The sequence below is a fragment of the Brevundimonas lenta genome, from assembly GCF_014196335.1.
In the GTDB taxonomy this organism is placed as follows: Bacteria; Pseudomonadota; Alphaproteobacteria; order Caulobacterales; family Caulobacteraceae; genus Brevundimonas; species Brevundimonas lenta.
Genome location: NZ_JACIDM010000001.1, coordinates 420,902 through 438,742 on the forward strand (window position 1 = coordinate 420,902; position 17,841 = coordinate 438,742).

At 69.9% G+C, this 17,841-nt stretch carries 18 protein-coding genes; 5 read left to right on the forward strand and 13 right to left on the reverse strand.

Features of this window, described 5'->3' with window-relative positions; all coding sequences use genetic code 11:
* Positions 1-26: 26 nt before the first annotated feature.
* From GGR12_RS02165 to rdgB, 9 genes are all read right to left on the reverse strand, one after another.
* Complete coding sequence (locus tag GGR12_RS02165) at positions 27-1,559, reverse strand: response regulator (RefSeq protein WP_183202407.1); 1,533 nt, start codon at positions 1,557-1,559, stop codon at positions 27-29.
* A 50-nt stretch (positions 1,560-1,609) separates the two neighbouring features.
* Positions 1,610-2,893, reverse strand: coding sequence for an FG-GAP repeat domain-containing protein (locus GGR12_RS02170; RefSeq protein ID WP_183202409.1), 1,284 nt, complete (start codon positions 2,891-2,893; stop codon positions 1,610-1,612).
* Positions 2,894-2,966: 73 nt separating this feature from the next.
* The gene (locus GGR12_RS02175; protein WP_183202411.1) at positions 2,967-4,556 is read right to left on the reverse strand and encodes a YifB family Mg chelatase-like AAA ATPase; all 1,590 of its coding nucleotides are present in this window, start codon (positions 4,554-4,556) and stop codon (positions 2,967-2,969) included.
* Between the two features lie 298 nt (positions 4,557-4,854).
* A complete protein-coding gene (gene gshB / locus GGR12_RS02180; RefSeq protein WP_183202414.1) occupies positions 4,855-5,805 on the reverse strand; it encodes a glutathione synthase in 951 nt (316 codons plus the stop codon).
* Positions 5,806-6,009: 204 nt separating this feature from the next.
* The gene (locus tag GGR12_RS02185; protein WP_183202416.1) at positions 6,010-6,825 is read right to left on the reverse strand and encodes a SirB1 family protein; all 816 of its coding nucleotides are present in this window, start codon (positions 6,823-6,825) and stop codon (positions 6,010-6,012) included.
* The gene (locus GGR12_RS02190) at positions 6,822-7,262 is read right to left on the reverse strand and encodes a YraN family protein (RefSeq protein WP_425486202.1); all 441 of its coding nucleotides are present in this window, start codon (positions 7,260-7,262) and stop codon (positions 6,822-6,824) included. Before GGR12_RS02190 ends, GGR12_RS02185 begins: the two co-directional genes overlap by 4 nt.
* Positions 7,259-8,131, reverse strand: a complete 873-nt coding sequence (gene rsmI / locus GGR12_RS02195) for a 16S rRNA (cytidine(1402)-2'-O)-methyltransferase (protein WP_183202418.1) — start codon at positions 8,129-8,131, stop codon at positions 7,259-7,261. Before rsmI ends, GGR12_RS02190 begins: the two co-directional genes overlap by 4 nt.
* Before the next feature lie 238 nt (positions 8,132-8,369).
* A complete protein-coding gene (gene hemW, locus GGR12_RS02200; RefSeq protein ID WP_183202426.1) occupies positions 8,370-9,524 on the reverse strand; it encodes a radical SAM family heme chaperone HemW in 1,155 nt (384 codons plus the stop codon).
* Between the two features lie 17 nt (positions 9,525-9,541).
* Complete coding sequence (rdgB, locus tag GGR12_RS02205; RefSeq protein WP_183203726.1) at positions 9,542-10,120, reverse strand: RdgB/HAM1 family non-canonical purine NTP pyrophosphatase; 579 nt, start codon at positions 10,118-10,120, stop codon at positions 9,542-9,544.
* A gap of 510 nt (positions 10,121-10,630) precedes the next feature.
* Between rdgB and GGR12_RS02210 the strand changes: the two genes are divergently transcribed.
* The 3 genes from GGR12_RS02210 (at position 10,631) to GGR12_RS02220 (ending at position 12,041) form a co-directional block, all read left to right on the forward strand.
* On the forward strand, positions 10,631-11,191 hold the full coding sequence (locus GGR12_RS02210; RefSeq protein WP_246328709.1) for a DUF2975 domain-containing protein: 561 nt from the start codon (positions 10,631-10,633) through the stop codon (positions 11,189-11,191).
* A gap of 62 nt (positions 11,192-11,253) precedes the next feature.
* A complete protein-coding gene (locus GGR12_RS02215; protein ID WP_183202428.1) occupies positions 11,254-11,499 on the forward strand; it encodes a helix-turn-helix domain-containing protein in 246 nt (81 codons plus the stop codon).
* A complete protein-coding gene (locus tag GGR12_RS02220) occupies positions 11,496-12,041 on the forward strand; it encodes a Smr/MutS family protein (protein WP_183202430.1) in 546 nt (181 codons plus the stop codon). The genes GGR12_RS02215 and GGR12_RS02220 overlap by 4 nt, the downstream gene beginning before the upstream one ends.
* A 161-nt stretch (positions 12,042-12,202) precedes the next feature.
* Here the strand turns inward: GGR12_RS02220 and GGR12_RS02225 are convergent, their stop codons facing one another.
* Entirely contained in the window at positions 12,203-13,219 is a 1,017-nt protein-coding gene (locus tag GGR12_RS02225; protein ID WP_183202432.1) for an adenosine kinase, read from the reverse strand.
* Between the two features lie 239 nt (positions 13,220-13,458).
* Between GGR12_RS02225 and GGR12_RS02230 the strand changes: the two genes are divergently transcribed.
* On the forward strand, positions 13,459-14,340 hold the full coding sequence (locus GGR12_RS02230; RefSeq protein ID WP_183202434.1) for an ATP-grasp domain-containing protein: 882 nt from the start codon (positions 13,459-13,461) through the stop codon (positions 14,338-14,340).
* Here the strand turns inward: GGR12_RS02230 and GGR12_RS02235 are convergent.
* A complete protein-coding gene (locus tag GGR12_RS02235; protein ID WP_183202436.1) occupies positions 14,318-14,737 on the reverse strand; it encodes a hypothetical protein in 420 nt (139 codons plus the stop codon). The genes GGR12_RS02230 and GGR12_RS02235 overlap by 23 nt on opposite strands.
* Positions 14,738-14,801: 64 nt before the next feature.
* Positions 14,802-15,557: an endonuclease III gene (nth, locus tag GGR12_RS02240; protein WP_183202438.1), complete on the reverse strand. Its 756-nt coding sequence runs from the start codon at positions 15,555-15,557 to the stop codon at positions 14,802-14,804.
* Positions 15,558-15,701: 144 nt separating this feature from the next.
* Here nth and GGR12_RS02245 point away from each other — a divergent pair, with 144 nt between their 5' ends.
* Complete coding sequence (locus GGR12_RS02245) at positions 15,702-17,060, forward strand: serine hydrolase (protein WP_183202440.1); 1,359 nt, start codon at positions 15,702-15,704, stop codon at positions 17,058-17,060.
* A gap of 21 nt (positions 17,061-17,081) precedes the next feature.
* Here the strand turns inward: GGR12_RS02245 and GGR12_RS02250 are convergent, their stop codons facing one another.
* Complete coding sequence (locus GGR12_RS02250; RefSeq protein ID WP_183202442.1) at positions 17,082-17,798, reverse strand: hypothetical protein; 717 nt, start codon at positions 17,796-17,798, stop codon at positions 17,082-17,084.
* Positions 17,799-17,841: the final 43 nt, after the last annotated feature.

Here is a 17,841-nt window from a genome sequence, read left to right on the forward strand (position 1 = left end):
CCCTTTGCAGACGCCCCCGCGCGCCCCTATCCGACGGCGACCTTGGCGCGCTCCGTGCGGTTCGTCCAGCGGGTCAGGGAGGCGCGCAGCGACTCCAGCTCCAGCGGCTTGATCAGGTGATCGTTCATGCCGGCTTCGAGGCAGGCCTTGCGGTCCTCGGCGAAGGCGTTGGCTGTCAGGGCCACGATCGGCGTGCCGTCGCCGCGCTCGCGCAGACGCCGCGCCGCGGTCGGTCCGTCCATGCCGGGCATGCGCATGTCCATGAACACGAGGTCGTAGCGGGCGCGTTTCATGGCATCGAGCGCCTCGTGCCCGCTGGCGGCGGTCTCGACCGCGCAGCCCTCGCGCTTCAGCAGGGTGGAGGCCAGCAGGGCGCCGACCGGATTGTCCTCGACGAGCAGCACGCGGGTGCCGGCGAAGCGACCGGGCACGACGCGGTCGTCGTCCGGCGGCGGGGCCGGCGGCGGTCCGGGCCGCGAGATCTGCCAGGCGCCGGCGGCGGCCAGCACCCGCTCGGCCAGCGAGGCGCGGCGCAGCGGCTTGATCAGATAGCCCTGGAAGCCGGCCGACCGGTAGCGGGCGATCAGGTCGCGCTCCGACGGTTTCAGCAGCACGATGGCGCGGGTGTCCGCGGGCCGGGCGGCGAGGCCGAAGCCGGTCTCGCGGGCGGCGTGGTCGATCAGGGCGATGCGGGCGTCGTCGGCGACAATACCACCCGAGGCGACGACCTGGGCGGCGGCGGCGGCGCGCACGAACGGGTCGGGGCTGATCACGCGCACGGCGTGCCCGGCCAGCGGCTTGCCGCGCTTGGCGCCGCCGACGGCGGGGAAGGCGGCCTCGAAGCGGAAGCGGGCGCCGGGGCCATCCGGACGGTCGGCCACCGTGACCGTGCCGTCCATGGCGTCGGCCAGTTTGCGGACCACGGCCAGGCCCAGGCCGGCGCCGCCGAAGCGGCTGGCGTCCGACGCGTCGACGTGGCCGAATTCCTCGAAAATGCGCTCGCGCGCCTCGGCCGGGACGCCCGGGCCGGTGTCGTCGACGATGAAGGCGAGGCGGGGTTTCGCGGCCGTGCCGCCCCTGCGCTGGATGGCGATGTGGACGCCGCCGCTCTCGGTGAATTTCACGGCGTTGCCCGCCAGATTGAACAGCACCTGGCGCAGGCGGCCTTCGTCGGCCAGCACGTCGACGGCCTCGGGGGCGACCGACCAGGCGATCTCCAGTCCCTTGTCGTGGGCCTTGGGGCTGAGCAGTTCGGCGACGCCGCGCACCATGGATTCCAGATCGACCGGCTGGGAGTCGAACTCCAGCTTGCCGGCCTCCAGGCGGGCGTAATCGAGCAGGTCGTTGACGAGGCCCAGCAGGTGTTCGGCGGAGGAGCGGGCGGTCTCCAGATAGGCGCGCTGGGCGCCGTCGAGGCGCGTTCGCTGCAGCAGGCCGAGCATGCCGATCACGCCGTTCAGCGGCGTTCGCATCTCGTGGCTCATCAGACGCAGGAACTGCTGCTCCGCCGAGCCTTCGGCTTCAATCGGGGTCGTCGTGTCGGTCTGTCGCCGCGCCATGCCGGGTTCTCCCTGAAGCAGAGACTGACCCGGAAATTCTTAAGGGCGGTTCAATTAGCCCGGTTAAGCAAGAGTCTATCGCGAATGGTCTCATCGGCGCGGCCGGCCTTCAGCTGGCCGACATAGATGTCCAGCCGGCCGTCGCCGTCGAAGTCGGCCAGCGCCAGGGCGATGTTCGGCCCCTCGACCCGGTCAGCTCCCAGCACGGCATCCGACGCATCGGTGAACACGCCCCGGCCGTCGTTCAGCCAGACCGTCAGCGGCCCATGCTCGCCGCGCACCAGATCGAGGTCGCCGTCGCCGTCCAGGTCGCCGAAGCGGGCGACCAGGGTCGTGCCGTCCTCGGTCGGGATGCGTTCGGCCGTGCCGTCGGTGAAGCGGCCGGACCCGTCATTGATCAGCAGATGGTCCTGCGGGCTGCGCCCCTGCCAGCCGACGTGGCTGAAATAGAGATCCAGATCGCCGTCGCCATCGACGTCCGCCGGCGTGACCTTGCGCGCCTCGACGTTGCCGGGATCGGGCAGGCGGTCGGAGGCGTCGATGAAGACCCCTGTCCCGTCGTTGAGCCACAGCGCGTGCCCGCCTTCCTGGCCGAGCACCACATCGACATCGCCGTCGCCGTCCAGGTCGGCGAACTCGGCGTCCTGGGTGACGCGGCTTTCGGCGGGTTCGCGGGTGAAATGGAAACTGCCCTTGCCGTCGTTGATCAGCAGCCGGTCCTGGCCGGCTCCGGCGATCATGACATCGAGGTCGCCGTCTCCATCGATGTCGGCATGGGCGACGGCATCGGCCTCGGAGTCGACCAGCGGCGTCTGCGTGAACATGCTGCCCGGTCCCCGGTTGGAGATGACGACGATTGTCTCAACCCGCGAGTACCGGGCCCCGGGTTGGCCGCCGTAATATTCGTGGACATTGGTGCGGCCGAATTTCACGTCGTCCTCGGACACGATGATGATGTCCAGCACGCCGTCGCCGTCGAAGTCGGCGATGGAGACGTCCTCGCTGTCATGGCCCGCGCCCTCGAACTTCAGCTGCGGCGGCCCGCCGGCCATCTCCTGCGTCGAAAGGGGCGGGAAGCGGTCCGAGGCGTCGGTGAACCGTCCGTCGCCCTGGTTCAGCAGCAGCTTGTTCAGGCGGAACTCCTGCGGGACCACCACGTCCAGATCGCCGTCGCCGTCGAGGTCCGCCACGCCCACGTCCATGCTGTTGCGCAGCGGCGTGTCGGGCAGGTGGGTGTCGGTGACGTTCTCGAACCGGAAGCTTTGGGCGGCGGCCGGACTGGCCGCGAGGCACAGCAGGGCGGCCCCGGCGAGAAGGGACAGGCGTGGCGTCATGACAGATCCTCCCGCGGCCACGCTATCGCGAGCAGCGCGGGGAGGGGCGTGACAAATCGGTAAGGGCCGATGCTCACCAGGCAGGGGTCGGCGCCGGGCCGCGCGCATACTGCGCCTCGAACTGGTCGCCGGCGTCGGCGGTGCTGCGGCGATAGATCAGGGCCTCGGCGATGTGACGGCGCAGGACCCCGTCGCAGCCGTCCAGATCGGCGATGGTGCGGGCCAGCCGCAGGGTGCGGGTCCAGCCGCGCGCCGTCAGCCCGCCGACTTCGCCCGCCTTCATCAGCAGGGCCCGGCCCGCCTCGTCCGGCGTGGCGAAACGATCCAGCGTCTCGCCCGAGGCGCGGGCGTTGATGGCCTGATCGTAGGCGATCGCCGGGTCGATGCCGGCGGCGCGCAGCCGGTCTTCCTGCATCTGGCGGGCGGTCAGCACGCGGGCTGCGGCCTCGGCCGTGCCTTCGGCGGGCGGCGGCAGGGCCATGTCGGAGGCGGTGACCGGCGGTGTCTCCACCGTCAGGTCGATGCGGTCGAACATCGGGCCGGAGATGCGGTTGCGATAGTCGCGCTGACAACGCGGGGCCTTTCCGCACGCGCCGCGTCCGGCCCCGCCGAGGCCGCAGCGGCAGGGGTTCATGGCGGCGACCAGCTGGAAGCGGGCCGGGTAGCGGACGTGGGCGTTGGCGCGGGCAACCACGATCTCGCCGGTCTCCAGCGGCTGGCGCAGGGAGTCGAGCGCCTGGGCCGAGTATTCGGGCAGTTCGTCGAGGAACAGGACGCCATTGTGCGCCAGCGACGCCTCGCCCGGCTTGGCCCGCAGGCCGCCGCCGGTCAGGGCGGCCATGGAGGCGGAATGGTGCGGACTGCGGAACGGCCGGTCGCGGGTCAGGGCTCCGCGCTCAATCAGCCCGGCCACCGACCAGACCATGGAGGTCTCAAGCAACTCCTTCGGCGTCAGCGGCGGCAACAGGCCGGGCAGGCGCGCAGCCATCATCGACTTGCCCGAGCCGGGCGGGCCGACGAAGAGCAGGTTGTGGCCGCCGGCGGCTGCGATCTCCAGCGCCCGCTTGGCGCTTTCCTGGCCCTTCACCTCGCGCAGGTCGGGGATGCGGTCGCCGGAGCGCATGGCCCCCGGCTCGGGCCGGCGCAGCACCTGGGCGCCCTTGAAGTGATTGACCAGGCCGATGAGCGAGCGGGGCGCCAGCACCGGCACGTCGCCGGCCCAGGCGGCTTCCGGCCCGTTGGCCTCGGGACAGATCAGGCCCAGGCCCATGGCGTCGGCCGCCACCGCCGCCGGCAGGGTCCCGCCGACCGGAGCGATCTGGCCGTCGAGACCCAGTTCGCCCACCGCCGCCCAGTCGCTCAGGGCGTCCGCCGGAATGACGCCCATCGAGGCCAGCAGGGCCAGGGCGATGGGCAGATCGAAATGACTGCCTTCCTTGGGCAGGTCGGCGGGGGCCAGGTTGGCGATGATCCGCCGCGACGGCATGGCCAGGCCGATGCCGGCGAAGGCCCCGCGCACCCGCTCGCGGCTTTCGGCAACCGCCTTGTCGGCCAGGCCGACGATGGTGAAGGACGGCTGATCGCTGGACAGCTGCTGGACCTGTACGTCCACGCGCCGTGCGTCCACGCCTTCGAACGCAACCGTGACGACGCTTGCCAGCATGTTCCCTCCCGCCTGACGGGAGAGAACGAAACACGAACCCGATTTCCTTGCAAGCCTCCCGTGCGGGGCGCCTAGGGCCGCTGACGTCGAAGGGCGTCGCGGGCCAGCCATCCTGCATAGATCACGAAGTACGCGACCGTTGCCACGCCACCCCACATGTTGCGGGGATCGGTCAGGTCGAAAAGCCGTGGCCCTTCAATCACCCAGACGAACAGGAGCAGGCCGACGGGCGGAAAAAGCCACGCCAGTCGATAGGCCAGAGAGGGTCGTGGCTCGCGCATGAGCGAATGGTGGCCAATCAGTCGCGTTCGCGCAACTTCGCCTCGATCGCGTCCCACATCAGGGCGGCCGCATCGACGCCGGTGAAGCGCTTGAGCTGCTGGGCGCCGGTGGGGGAGGTGACGTTGATCTCGGTCAGGTAGTCGCCGATCACGTCGATGCCGACGAACAGCAGGCCCTTGTCACGCAGCGTCGGGCCGATGGCGGCGCAAATCTCGAGGTCGCGGGGCGTCAGCTCGACGGGCGCGGCGGTGCCCCCGACCCGCAGGTTGGAGCGGACCTGATCCTTCGCCGGAATGCGGTTGATGGCCCCGACCGGCTCGCCGTCGATCAGAATGATGCGCTTGTCGCCCTTCGACACGGCGGGAATGAATTTCTGGATCACCAGCGGGTCGCGGCTGCCCACGGCGTGAATCTCGACCAAGGCCTCGAGGTTCGGATCGTCGGCCTTGAGCCGGACGACGCCCGAGCCCGCGGCGCCGTGCAGGGGTTTCAGCACCACGTCGCCGTGGCGGCGGTGGAAGTCGCTCAGGGCGACGGGGTCCGAACTGATCAGGGTCGGCGGCGTGAGGCCGGGGAATTTCGTGACCAGCAGTTTTTCGGGCGCGGAGCGCACCTCGGCCGGATCGTTCACGACCAGGGTCTTCGGATGCACCGTCTCCAGCAGATAGGTCGCCGTGACATAGGCCATGTCGAAAGGCGGGTCCTGGCGCATCAGGATGACGTCGACGTCCCCGGCCAGGTCCAGCTTCACCTCGTCGCCGATGGTGACGTGGTCGCCGACCGTCTGGCGCAGTGTCACCGGGAAGGCGCGGCAGAACAGCTTGCCGTCCTCGAGCGCCAGGGTGCGGAAATCATAGACCCAGACGGGATAGCCGCGGTTCTGGGCCTCCATCGCCTGCAGCCAGGTGGTGTCGGACTCGATGTTGACCCCTTCGATAGGGTCCATCTGGATCGCAACTCTGAGCATCGGCTGTCCTTACGCTTGCGGGCGAGCTTGGCTAATGGGCGCCGCGAAGGTCGGGCGCAAGCCTTGGGGCTGGAGCGCGGGAAGTGATTAGTGGTTAGTGATTAGTGGTTCGATGAATCGCCGCCCGTGCGTCATTGGAACCATCAGGGCCGCAGCCAACCACTAATCACTGGCCACTAATCACTGCGGCGGCGCAGCCGACGCCTAGTTCAGCTGAAGCCGGACCCGGTCGACCGAGATGCGGCGGCGCGCCTCGGTCGGATCATCGAGGGTGCGGGCGCGGGACAGGGCCTCCAGCGCGCCGGCCAGGGCGCCCTGTTTCTCGCGGGCGGCGGCGACGTCGAGCCACGGGCGGTGGTCCTCGGGGTCCAGAAGGGCGCGGCGGACGGCCGAGCGTTCGGCGCCCTCATAGTCGCCCATGCGGATGGCGCGGCTGAACAGCACGTTCTGCAGACGGATCAGGGCCTCGCGGTCGCTGACCGGGGCCATCAGCACGTCGAGGCGGTCGGCGACGTGGGGCGTCAGCCCGGCGCGCAGGGCGCGGCGCGTCAGCTCGGACGGCAGGACCAGACGGCCCTGGCTGAACGGGTCCAGCGCCACCGGGCCGTCCGGGGTCTCGACCCGCAGCAGGAAGTGGCCGGGGAAGTCGACGCCCTGGGCCTTGATGCCTGCGCGGCGGGCGGCGTCGAGGTAGAAGATGGACAGGGCCGCCGACAGGCCGCGACGGCGCTCGGCCACGTCGATGACGTCGGTGTTGCCCGGGTGGTCGTAGTTGATCAGGTCGCCGTTAAGGCGCAGGTCGCCCGACATGGTCTCGGCGAGGGCGTCGTCCGGGGTTTCGCCGGTGATGCGCTCGGCCAGTCGTTCGGCGGCGTGGGCGGCCAGGACGCGGACGGGTTCGGGATCGCGGAAGGGATAGTCGTGGATGGCGCAGGCGATCGCCGCTTCCAGCAACGGAAACGCGTCATCGTCGGCCTGGCCGGCCTCCGTCAGCCCGAACTCGGCTTCGTCACGCGTCATCCCCGCCCCTCCTCGAAGGGAACCACGGACAGACGATGACGCGGAAACCGTCCGGGGGCCAGCGCCACCATATCGATTCTCAGCACATGTCCGGCCAAGCTGGGTCTTTGGCGCAACACAGCGCGTCCTGCGGACAACAAACGTTCATATTGGGCCGCGGTCAGAGCGGTCAGGGCCTGCTCGAGTGTGGCCCGGCGCTTGACCTCGACGACGGCCAGGGTGCGGCCGCGACGGGCGAGGATGTCGATCTCGCCGGCCCGGGTCTTCAGGCGGAAACCCAACACCTGATAGCCGCGCAGCATCAGCAGGGCGGCGGCGACCCATTCGGAGCGATGGCCCAGCCGGTGCGACAACGCCCCCAGCGCCACGCGCCAGCCGCGACGGGCCCGCACGACCTTCGGCGCCTTGAGGCGGGTCGCGGGCCGGGGGGCGGTCACCGTCCCTGCAGCTCCAGCGCCCGCTTGTAGAGCGGTTTGCGGGGCAGGTTCAGCGCCTTCGAGACCTCGGCGGCGGCTTCGCCGGGGGGAAGGCGGGTCATGGCCTCCTTCAGGGCCGCGTCGGCGTCGGCCTCGGTGGCGACCTCGGCCTCGCCGGGCGCGACGACGATGACGATCTCGCCCTTCGGCGCCTGGCAGCGCGGATCGACGGCCAGTTCGGCGAGGGAGCCGCGCACGCACTCCTCATAGAGTTTGGTCAGTTCGCGGGCGACAGCGGCGGGGCGGGGGCCCAGCACGGAGGCCATGTCCGCCAGGCTGTCGGCGAGGCGCGGGCCGCTCTCGAAGAAGACCAGGGTCTGACGACCGGTCCGCAGCTCTTCCAGCGCGGTGCGGCGGGCGCCCGACTTAGGCGGCAGGAAGCCCGCGAACAGGACGCGGTCGGCGGGCAGGCCGGCGATGCACAGGGCGGCCAACAGACTGGACGGCCCCGGGATCGGATGGACCGGCAGGCCCTCGGCGATGACGGCGCGGGCGACGACATAGCCGGGATCCGACACCAGCGGCGTGCCGGCGTCGGAGACGAGGGCGACGACAGCTCCCTCGCGCAACCGCTCGATCGCCAGTTCGGCGGCGCGGGCCGAAGCGTGGTCGTCGCATCGCTCCAGCTTGGCCTTCAGGCCGTAGGCCGACAGCAGTTTGGCGGTGACGCGCGTGTCCTCGGCCAGCACCAGCTCGGCGGCGGCCAGCACGTCCAGCGCGCGCAGGGTCATGTCGCGCAGGTTCCCGATCGGCGTCGCCACCAGATAGAGGCCGGGCGCGACGGTGCGCGGCGGCGGGGCGGTCGGCGGGAAGACGGTGGGGTCAGGCATCGGCGGGACCGTGACAGCGACGCCGCCGCGGCTCAAGGGCGATGCTTCCTTTGCTTTCGTCATCCTCCGGCGAGCGTAGCGAGACCGGGGGATCCAGCGGCGCGCGAGAGCGCGAACCTGTCACGCACGCGACTCGCGGAGTCATCGCCTTCGCTACGCTACGGCGCCGCCGGGTTCCGGGTCTTCGGCTCGCTGCGCGAGCCTGCGCCCGGAATGACGAAAGCATGGAGGTGATTTTTCAGGTCAGCAGCGCCTTGAGCACGCCGTCCAGCACCGGCCGGCCCTTCGCTGTGGCGGCGACGCGGTCGCTGTCGCGGACGAGGAAGCCGTCGGCCAGCAGGTCGGCGAGGCGTCCTTCCTCCACGTCGAGATCCAGCGCCTCCAGATCCGTCAGCCGCACGCCCTCGACTGTCCGCAGACCCAGCAGGATGCGTTCCTCGGCGGCCTCGGCCGGCGACTGGCGTTCGCGTTCGCTCCACGGGGCGCCGTCGGCGACGCCCTGGACATAGTCGGCGATGCCGCGCCGGGCGACTGTGGCGGTGCGGACGCCGTCCAGGGTCAGGCGGCCGTGGGCGCCGGGGCCGAGGCCCAGATAGTCGCCGCCGCGCCAGACATGGATGTTGTGCGACGAGCGGGCGGCGACGCCGCCCGCGTGGTTGGACACCTCATAGGCTTCGAAGCCGGCCCCCTCGAGCACCGCCTGGGTGGCCTCATAGAGAGCGGCGGCCTGATCCTCGTCCGGCGGGACCAGGGTCCCGCGGGCGAAGGCGCGGCCGAAGGCGGTCGCGGGCTCGATGGTCAATTGATAGGGCGAAACGTGCTCGAAGCCGAGATCCAGCGCCTCGTTCAGCTCGCCGCGCCAGTCGGCGACGGTCTGGCCGGGGCGGGCGTAGATCAGATCGATGGACAGGCGGTCGAAGGCTCGGGCGGCCGTGGCGACGGCGCGGCGGGCTTCGTCGGCGGAGTGGTTGCGCCCCAGCGCCTTCAGCGCCGCGTCGTCCAACGCCTGGACGCCCATCGACAGCCGGTTGACCCCGGCGGCGGCGAGGGCGGCGAAGCGATCGGCCTCCGCGTCCGTCGGGTTAGCCTCCAGCGTGATCTCGATCGGGCCGCGCGGTTCGAACAGGGCGGTTGTGCGGGCGATGATCCGGCCGACGGCGTCCGGATCCATCAGCGAGGGCGTGCCGCCGCCGAAGAAGATGGAGGCCAGCCGGCGCGGGCCGGTCAGTGCGGCCTGCGCCTCCAGATCTGTCAGGATGGCGTCGACCAGGCCGCGCTGTTCGTCCGTGCGGCCGCGGTCGCGCACGACGTTGAAGTCGCAATACGGGCAGATGCGGGCGCAGTACGGCCAGTGGACGTAGAGGGCGACGTCGCTGCCGGGGTCGGGGATCATGACGGCTCCTTACACCGTCAGTCGATGAGCGCCGCCTTCAGTTTCGCGAACGCCAGGGCGCGGTGGCTGATGGAGTCCTTCAGCGCCGGGTCCAGTTCGCCGAAGGTCTGCGTCTGGCCGTCGGGGATGAAGATGGGGTCGTAGCCGAAGCCGCGGTCGCCGCGCGGGGGGAAGGTGAGCAGGCCGTCGACCCGGCCCTCGACCACCACGGCCGGCCCGTTCGGCCAGGCGACGGCCAGGGCCGAGGTGAACCAGGCGCGCCGATCGTCGGAGCCGATCTCCTCCAGCCGTTCCTCGACCTTGCGCATGGCGAAGCCGAAATCCTTGTCCGGACCGGCCCAGCGCGCGGAGAAGATGCCGGGGGCGCCGTCGAGGGCCGCGACCGACATGCCGGAGTCGTCGGCGAGGGCGACCTCGCCCGACAGGTCGGCGGCGTGGCGCGCCTTGAGCAGAGCGTTGCCGGTGAAAGTCGCCTCGGTTTCGTCCGGCTCGGGCAAATTCAGGCTGCCGGCGGTGACCACCTCGTAATGTCCATCCAGCAGCGCTTCGATCTCGCGCGCCTTGCCGGGATTGTGGGTCGCTGCGACCAGCCGCATCCCTTTGATCAGTCTCAACATTTCGACCTCAAGCGTAGCAGAAACAATTCATTGCAGATGTTTAATATCGTTAAACGATATGTAACGAGACTTCCGGCCGCGCACGGCCTATCTATTATCTCAAGAACGGACGCCGCGACGTTCCTCGATAAAGCCCTCCCCCGGCAACGTCGATGCAGCGGAACAACCAAACGAGGGCAAAAACGTCCCTCATTCAGGACTGACGGAGAACGACAATGAACACCATGAACGCTTCCTACTTCATCGAAAAGGTCGGCCACGGCGTCCTCAACGCCTTCCTGCTCGCCGCCATGCCGACCGCCCTGGTCGCCACCCTCGTCCAGTTCTTCTGATCGACCTTTCGGTCACCGGGACTTTGACGATCCGAATGGGACACGCGATGAATAAGACCGCGCGAGGGTTCGCCGGACCCCGCGCGGCGATCGCGCCCTTCGTTCCGGCCTGAAAGAGGCCGTCTCCATGCGCTTCCCGAACCGGTCATCGTCCGGGATGCGTCTGCCTTCCATCCGGACGCCCGCCCTGCCCGGGCTGGGCGCCGGGTCGATGACCACCCTTCTGAGCATCGCCCTCGCGGCCGCCTTCTGGGCCCTGGCGCTGGCCGCCGTCGCCGCCGTGCTCTTCTTCATCTTCATGGCGTTCGTCCCGCTGGGCCCGATGGGGCTGACGGTGACGACCGAGTCGGGCGGCACCAATGTGCCCGTGCCCCGCGCCTACATCCTGTTCGCCGCCGGCGCCGTGATCGCCTATCTCGGCGGCTTCGCCCTGATCCTGCGCCACCTGCGCGCCATCGTGCTGACGCTGCGCATGGGCGACCCTTTCCATCCCGCCAACGTCGCCCGGCTGAGGCAGATCGGCCTGACCCTGGCCGTGGTCACCGGCGGCGCCTGGATCGGCCAGACCCTGGTCTCGCGCCTGGTGCGTGGCGAACTGCCCTCGCCCAGCCTGTTCGACCTGATCACCCCCGCCTTCTCGGTCCTGGTGGTGTTCGTGCTGACCCAGGTGTTCCGCGAAGGCGCGCGCCTGCGCCGGGAATCGGAGCTGACCATTTGAGCAGTCCCGTATCCGGTCATCGCCGCCTTTTCCCCCGAACGTGCTGCGGGTAGAGACCGACCATGGCCATTCGCGTCCAGCTCGACCGCATCCTCCTCGAACGTCGCATGTCGCTGACGGAACTCGCCGATCGCGTCGGCGTGACCCTGGCCAATCTGTCGATCCTGAAGACCGGCAAGGCGCGGGCGATCCGCTTTTCGACCCTGGACGCCCTGTGCCGCGAGCTGAACTGCCAGCCCGGCGACCTGCTGGCGCATGAGCCGGGCCCGGTCGAGTTCGCCTCCGACGAGCCAGACACCGAGGCATGAGCCGGCGCTCGGACCTGAGCCCTGAAGACCGCCGCATCTGGGCCCGGGTCACGGGCTCGGTGACCCCGGCCAAACCGAAGAAGGCCCCGCGCATCGCCATCGGCGCGGTCGAACCCGATCCGCCGGCCGCGCCCCATCCGACGAAATCGCCGAAGGCGAAACGCCCGGTGGCGGTCGTTACGCCGCCTGCGCCCCAGCCCCAACGCACCCGCGGCCTGCCCGAGGAACTCGAGCCCCGCCGTCAGCGCCGCCTGTCGCGCGAGAGGGATCCCATCGAGGCGAAGATCGACCTGCACGGCTACGGCCGCTTCCAGGCCCAGGACGCCCTGACCGGCTTCCTGCTGGGCGCCCAGGCGCGCGGCTACCGCTCGGTCCTGGTGGTCACCGGCCAGGGCCGGCGCGGCGGCACGGGCGTGATCCGCGCCTCCGTGCATGAATGGCTGCAGTCGCCGACCCTGAGGACGGTGGTGTCCGGCTTCGCCCCGGCCGCGCGCCACCACGGCGGTGACGGCGCGCTGTATGTGACGATCCGGCGGAGCTGACTCACAAAATCCGCTCATCCCCGCGAAAGCGGGGACCCAGTCCTTTTGTTGGTGCGCCGACGCTTCAGGACTGCGAGCCGCGCATCGTCGGTTCTCACCGATCACCCAAAACGCTGGGTCCCCGCTTTCGCGGGGATGAGCGGAGTAATTCGGCCTGGCCTTCAGCCCAGCGTCAGCCCCGCCTGTTCCGCCAGCGCCTGCAGCGGCGTCATCGGGCGCGGGCCCCAGTGGGCGATGACTTCCGAGGCGGCCAGCGAGCCCAGCTTGCCGGCGTCCTCCAACGACAGACCGCGGGCCAGGCCCAGCAGCAGGCCGGCGGCGTACTGGTCCCCGGCGCCGGTGGTGTCGACGATCTTGTCGACGGCGAAGGCCGGAACATCGACACGCTCGTCGCCCGAGATGACCACCGAACCGGCGGCGCCGCGGGTCACGGCGGCGACCTCGACCATCGAGGCGAGGCGGTCGGCGGCGGCGTCGAAGTCTTCGGTTTCGAACAGGGCGGCCAGCTCGGCCTCATTGGCCAGGACGATGTCGGCCGAGGCCTCGATGAAGGCCAGCAGCTCGGCGCGCCAGCGGTGCACGACGAAGGAGTCGGACAGGGTGATGGCGACCTTGCGGTCCGCGGCGTGGGCGGCGGCGGCGGCGGCCTCGAAGGCGGCGCGGGCCGGGGCCGGGTCGAACAGATAGCCTTCGAGGTAGACGATGGCCGAGGCGCCGACCAGGTCCGCGTCGATGTCGGCGACGGTCAGCTGGTTGGCGGCGCCCAGGAAGGTGCACATGGTGCGCTGGGCGTCGGGCGTGACGTTGATCATGCACACGCCGGTGGCCAGGCCCTGGGCGGCGCCGTCCTGCAGCGGCGGGGTTTCGAAATGGACGCCGACGGCCTGGATGTCGTGGGTGAAGACGCCGCCCAGCTGGTCGTCGGCGACCTTGCCGATATAGGCCGCGCGGCCCCCGAAACTGCCGACGCCGGCGACGGTATTGCCGGCCGAGCCGCCCGAGGCTTCGACGCCCGCGGCCATGGCGGCGTACAGGGCCGCGCTCTGGTTCGCGTCGACCAGCTGCATCGAGCCGGGCACCAGGCCCTGGGCCTCGAGGAAGGCGGGTTCGCAGGGGGCGAGGACGTCGACGATGGCGTTGCCGACGGCGAGGACGTCGTATTGAGCGGCTTGGGTCATGGGCGCGCCATAGCGGTCCGGGCGCCGATTGGCGAGACTCCGGCGCGAATCCTGAGCTTTCGTCATCCCCCGGCAAGGCGCGTCAGCGACGCAGACCGGGGGACCCAGCGGCGCCCGAAGGGCGAAAATCCCACGCGCCCGTCGGGCCGGATCGCCTTCGGCGCCGCTGGGTTCCCCGGTCGCTGCGCGCCGGGGAATGACGATAGAAAAAGGGGGCGAACCCTGGCATGAGCGTCGTCATGACCCGTATCGCCGTCCTGACCCCCGACCCCGCCGATCCGTCCTACGCCGGCCAGTGGCCCGGGGTGCTGGAGCGCCTGTCCGACGCGCTCAAGGCGGCGGACGTGACGGTCGAGCCGACGCCGTGGACCGACCACATCGGGGACGCCTCGGCCCTGACCGGCTATCCGCTGGTCCTGCCGTTGATCGTCTGGGGCTATCACCGCGATCACGACCGCTGGATGCAGGCCTGCGCCACCTGGGCCGCCGCGGGCGTGCGTATGCTGAACCCCGCCGACGTCATCGCCTGGAACTCGGACAAGTCCTATCTCGGCCGCCTGGCTGACAAGGGCGTCGCCGTGCCGGACACCATGTGGGTCGAGGGCGTGGACCAGGCCGACGTCGACGCCGCCTTCGACCGCTTCGGCGTCGATACGGTCGTGGTCAAGCCGCGCGTCTCCGGCGGCGCGTGGAAGACCCTGCGCCTGTCGCGCGGCGAGACCATGGTCGACGCCCCCCAGGGCCCGGCGATGATCCAGCCCTATCTGCCGTCGATCGAGACGGAAGGCGAAACCAGCCTGCTGTTCTTCGGCGGCGCGCTCAGCCACGTGGTCAACAAGCGCCCGGTCGGCGGCGACTTCCGTATCCAGGTGCAGTTCGGCGGCCAGTACGTCGCCCTTCCCGAACCGCCCGCGGCCGCGCTGGCGCTGGCGCAACAGACCCTGGCCGCGATCGACGAGGACCTCCTCTACGCCCGCATCGACATGGCCCAGGCCCCCGAGGGCGGCTGGCGTCTGATGGAGGCCGAACTTATCGAACCGGACTTCTATCTCGGCTCGGCGCCCGACGGCGGCGCGAAGTTCGCGGCAGCGGTGAAGGTCAGGCTTGAGGCCAGCGCCTGAGGTTTCCCAGCGCCAATAGCAGGACGCAGGAAAACAGCCCGAACGCAGCCTGTAGCAGCGCATCCAGGTAGTTGACCGAAAGGAAGTAGGCGCGCGCATCGGCGAGCGTCCAGTCGGAGGTGTTCGACCAGGCCCTGGCGAAAGCGAGCTCTGAACTCGCGATCTCCCAAATGCCCGAGACCACACCTACCGCTGCGCAGCATACAGCCACCGTCCGGAGCCTGCGGCGTGAAGCTGGCCGGAGAAGCAGGCAACCACCCCACAGCAGCAGCGCCGCCATAACCAAACGCGGGCCCGCTGAAGAGAGAAAGGGCGGGAGCAGGAGATAGATGACGATTCGGCCGATACTCTCGTCCTGGCTGGAGACCACGATCGGAGAGAGGCCGACGATCGCCACCAGAACTATCGCCAGCGCGACGGCCGATAGCGTCAACAGGGGCAGGGAGCGGTTTGTCACCGACCTATGCCGCCTCGCCCAGGGCCTGCAGTCCCGCGCGGCTCGGGCACAGGTCGCTGATCACGCAGCTGGAGCATTTCGGCTTGCGCGCCGTGCAGGTGTAGCGGCCGTGCAGGATCAGCCAGTGGTGGGCCTTGGGCAGCCACTCCTCGGGCACCACGCGGTGCAGCTGCGCCTCGACCTTGTCGGGGGTGCCGGCGTTGGCGAGGCCGAGGCGATGCGAGACGCGGAAGACGTGGGTGTCGACGGCGATGGCCGGTTCGATGCCCAGTTCGTTCAGCACCACGCTGGCGGTCTTGCGGCCGACGCCGGGCAGGGCTTGCAGCGCCTCGCGGTTCAGCGGGATCTCGCCGCCGTGCTGCTCCAGCACGATGCGGCTCAGGGCGATGACGTTGCGCGCCTTGCCGCGATAGAGGCCGATGGAGCTGATGTACGAAACCAGCCCCTCCTCGCCGAGCGCGAGCATTTTCGCCGGGGTGTCGGCGACCTTGAACAGCTTGTCGGTGGCCTTGTTGACCCCGACGTCGGTGGCCTGGGCCGACAGGGCGACGGCGACGACCAGGGTGTAGGGGCTGGACCAGTTCAGCTCGGTCTTCGGGTCGGGCATGATCGCCGACAGCCGTTCGAAGATGGTCTCGACCCGATCCTCGTCCGGCGGCCAGCGCAGCACGGGGACCATGGCGCCGGTCATGACGGCCGGGCGTTTCGGGGCGACCGCCTTCGCACGGGATCGGGGTTTGGCGCCGGCGGGTTTGACCATGGCTGACCGATAGCGCGTTTCCCGGCCGATCCAAGACCCTTGCCCCCGGCACATTACACAAGCTTAAGCTGATCGGCCGCATCCGCCAGCGCAGGTTGTGGTCTCTACCAGCGGCGTGAAGGTCACGCCTGAGAGGGGCTAACGATGTCAAAGACCATTCTGTCCAGCGGTGCGCGCATCGCCTTCGTCGCCGCCGCGCTTGTCCTTTGCGCCGCGCCTGCCCTGGCCCAGGACGTCGACCGGATGGACCAGATCGTCCGCGCCGCCGCCGACCGGGACGAGTTCTCGGGCTCGGTGCTGGTGGCCCGCGACGGCGAGATCCTGCTGGACCGCGGCTACGGCATGGCCAACCGCGAATGGGGCGTGCCCAACGCCGGCGACACCCGCTTCCGCCTCGCCTCGGTCAGCAAACAGTTCACCGCCGTCGCCGTCGTGCTGCTGGCCGAGCGCGGCCTGGTCGATCTCGATGCGCCGGTGAAGACGTATCTGCCCGACGCCCCGGCCGCCTGGGACGCGGTGACCGTGCGCCACCTGCTGAACCACACCTCGGGCGTACCCAATTTCACCGCCTTCGACGACTATGCGGCGTCGAAGACCTTGCCGACGACGCCCGCCGAACTGATCGGCCGCTTCCGCGACCGGCCGCTCGACTTCCAGCCGGGCGAGCGCTGGCTGTATTCGAACTCCGGCTACGTCCTGCTGACCGCGATCATCGAAAAGGTCAGCGGCCAGTCCTACGCCGACTTCGTCACCGCCAACCTGTTCCAGCCGCTGGGCATGAGCGACAGCGGTTACGATCGCCACGACCTCGTGCTGCCCCGCCGCGCCTCGGGCTATTCCCCGTCGTCGGCTGGCGTCGTCAACGCCGACTACATCGACATGAGCGTTCCCCAGGGCGCCGGCGGCCTCTATTCGACGACGCGCGACCTGCTGAAGTGGGAGCAGGGCCTGTTCGGCGGCCGGTTGCTGAACGCCGACTCCATGCGCGCCCTGACCACCCCCGGCCGCAACGACTACGCCCTCGGGCTTCGCGTCACCGAGACGGACGGCGACACCGTCATCAGCCACAACGGCGGCATCGAGGGCTTCAACACCTACCTCGGCTACGAGACCGGCGACCGGCTGACGGTCGTGGTGCTGGGCAACCTCAACGGCCTCGCGCCTGACACGCTCGGCACGGATCTGATGACCCTCGCCCGCGGTGGAACCGTCACCCTGCACGGCGAGCGCCAGGCCATCGCCGTCGCGCCCGAAGCCCTGCATGCCTACGAGGGCGTCTACGAAGCCACCCCGACCTTCGCCTTCACCATGTCGGTGGTCGACGGCAAGCTGATGACCCAGGCCACCGGCCAGGACCAGTTCGAACTGTTCGCCGAAGGCCCCGACGCCTTCTTCCTGACCGTGGTCGACGCCCGCGTGGTCTTCACCCGCGATGCCTCGGGCGCGGTCGACGGCATGGTCCTGCACCAGAACGGCCGGCAGCTGCAGGTGAAAAAGAAGTAGGGAGCGACGAGCCGGGACCGGTCAGATCTCCGGGGCGGGTACGGGGTCCGGTCTTGGCCACCGCCTGCCGTCGGAATCGGTGTAGGGCCTGCCCAGCTCGCCGCGGTCGGGACCCTGTCTGCCGTTCGACCATCCGGTCAGGTCGAACATCATGTTGCCGAGGTCATAGACCGGCCCGTCCGACACGCCCCACCGGTTGATGAAGCGATAGCCTCCGGGTCCGTTCGCCTCGATCAGGAAGACGACGCCGTCGATCCCGCTGAGGCATGAGTCCGGCGGGAGGTTCAGAACGCGGGAGGAGGCGAGAAAGGCGATGATCGGCTCCACCTCGGCCTTCGCCAGGTCGCGAGTGATGTGATCGGGGCCTTCGCGGACGATGACCTGGTCCACGACCCGCGTTGCCGTCAGGCGTGGCTGCTCGCCGTACAGATCGTCGATCCGGACGACGACGGGTTCGACGAAGGCCGGCAGGAAGGTGAAGCGAAGGGTCGTCGTCCCGGCCGGAGGCTTGCTGAAATAGAGCGAAGGCTCGCTGACCCGGCGGAGCGGTTTGGCGAACCAGTCTTCAACGCTCGTATCGATGGCTCCCCGCGTCCCATCGTAGTCGAGCGTGCACGGGTAGGACCCCTTGTAGAGGGCGGGATCGAAATACGGACTCCGGCTCTCGCTGGTCCAGGCGGCGAAGAGCGCGGCGATGATCATGCCCAGGACCAGGACGATCCCCATTCCCCGATGCATGCCCGTCTCCCGACCGTCAAAGCTCCACGGCAGTTGTGACCCC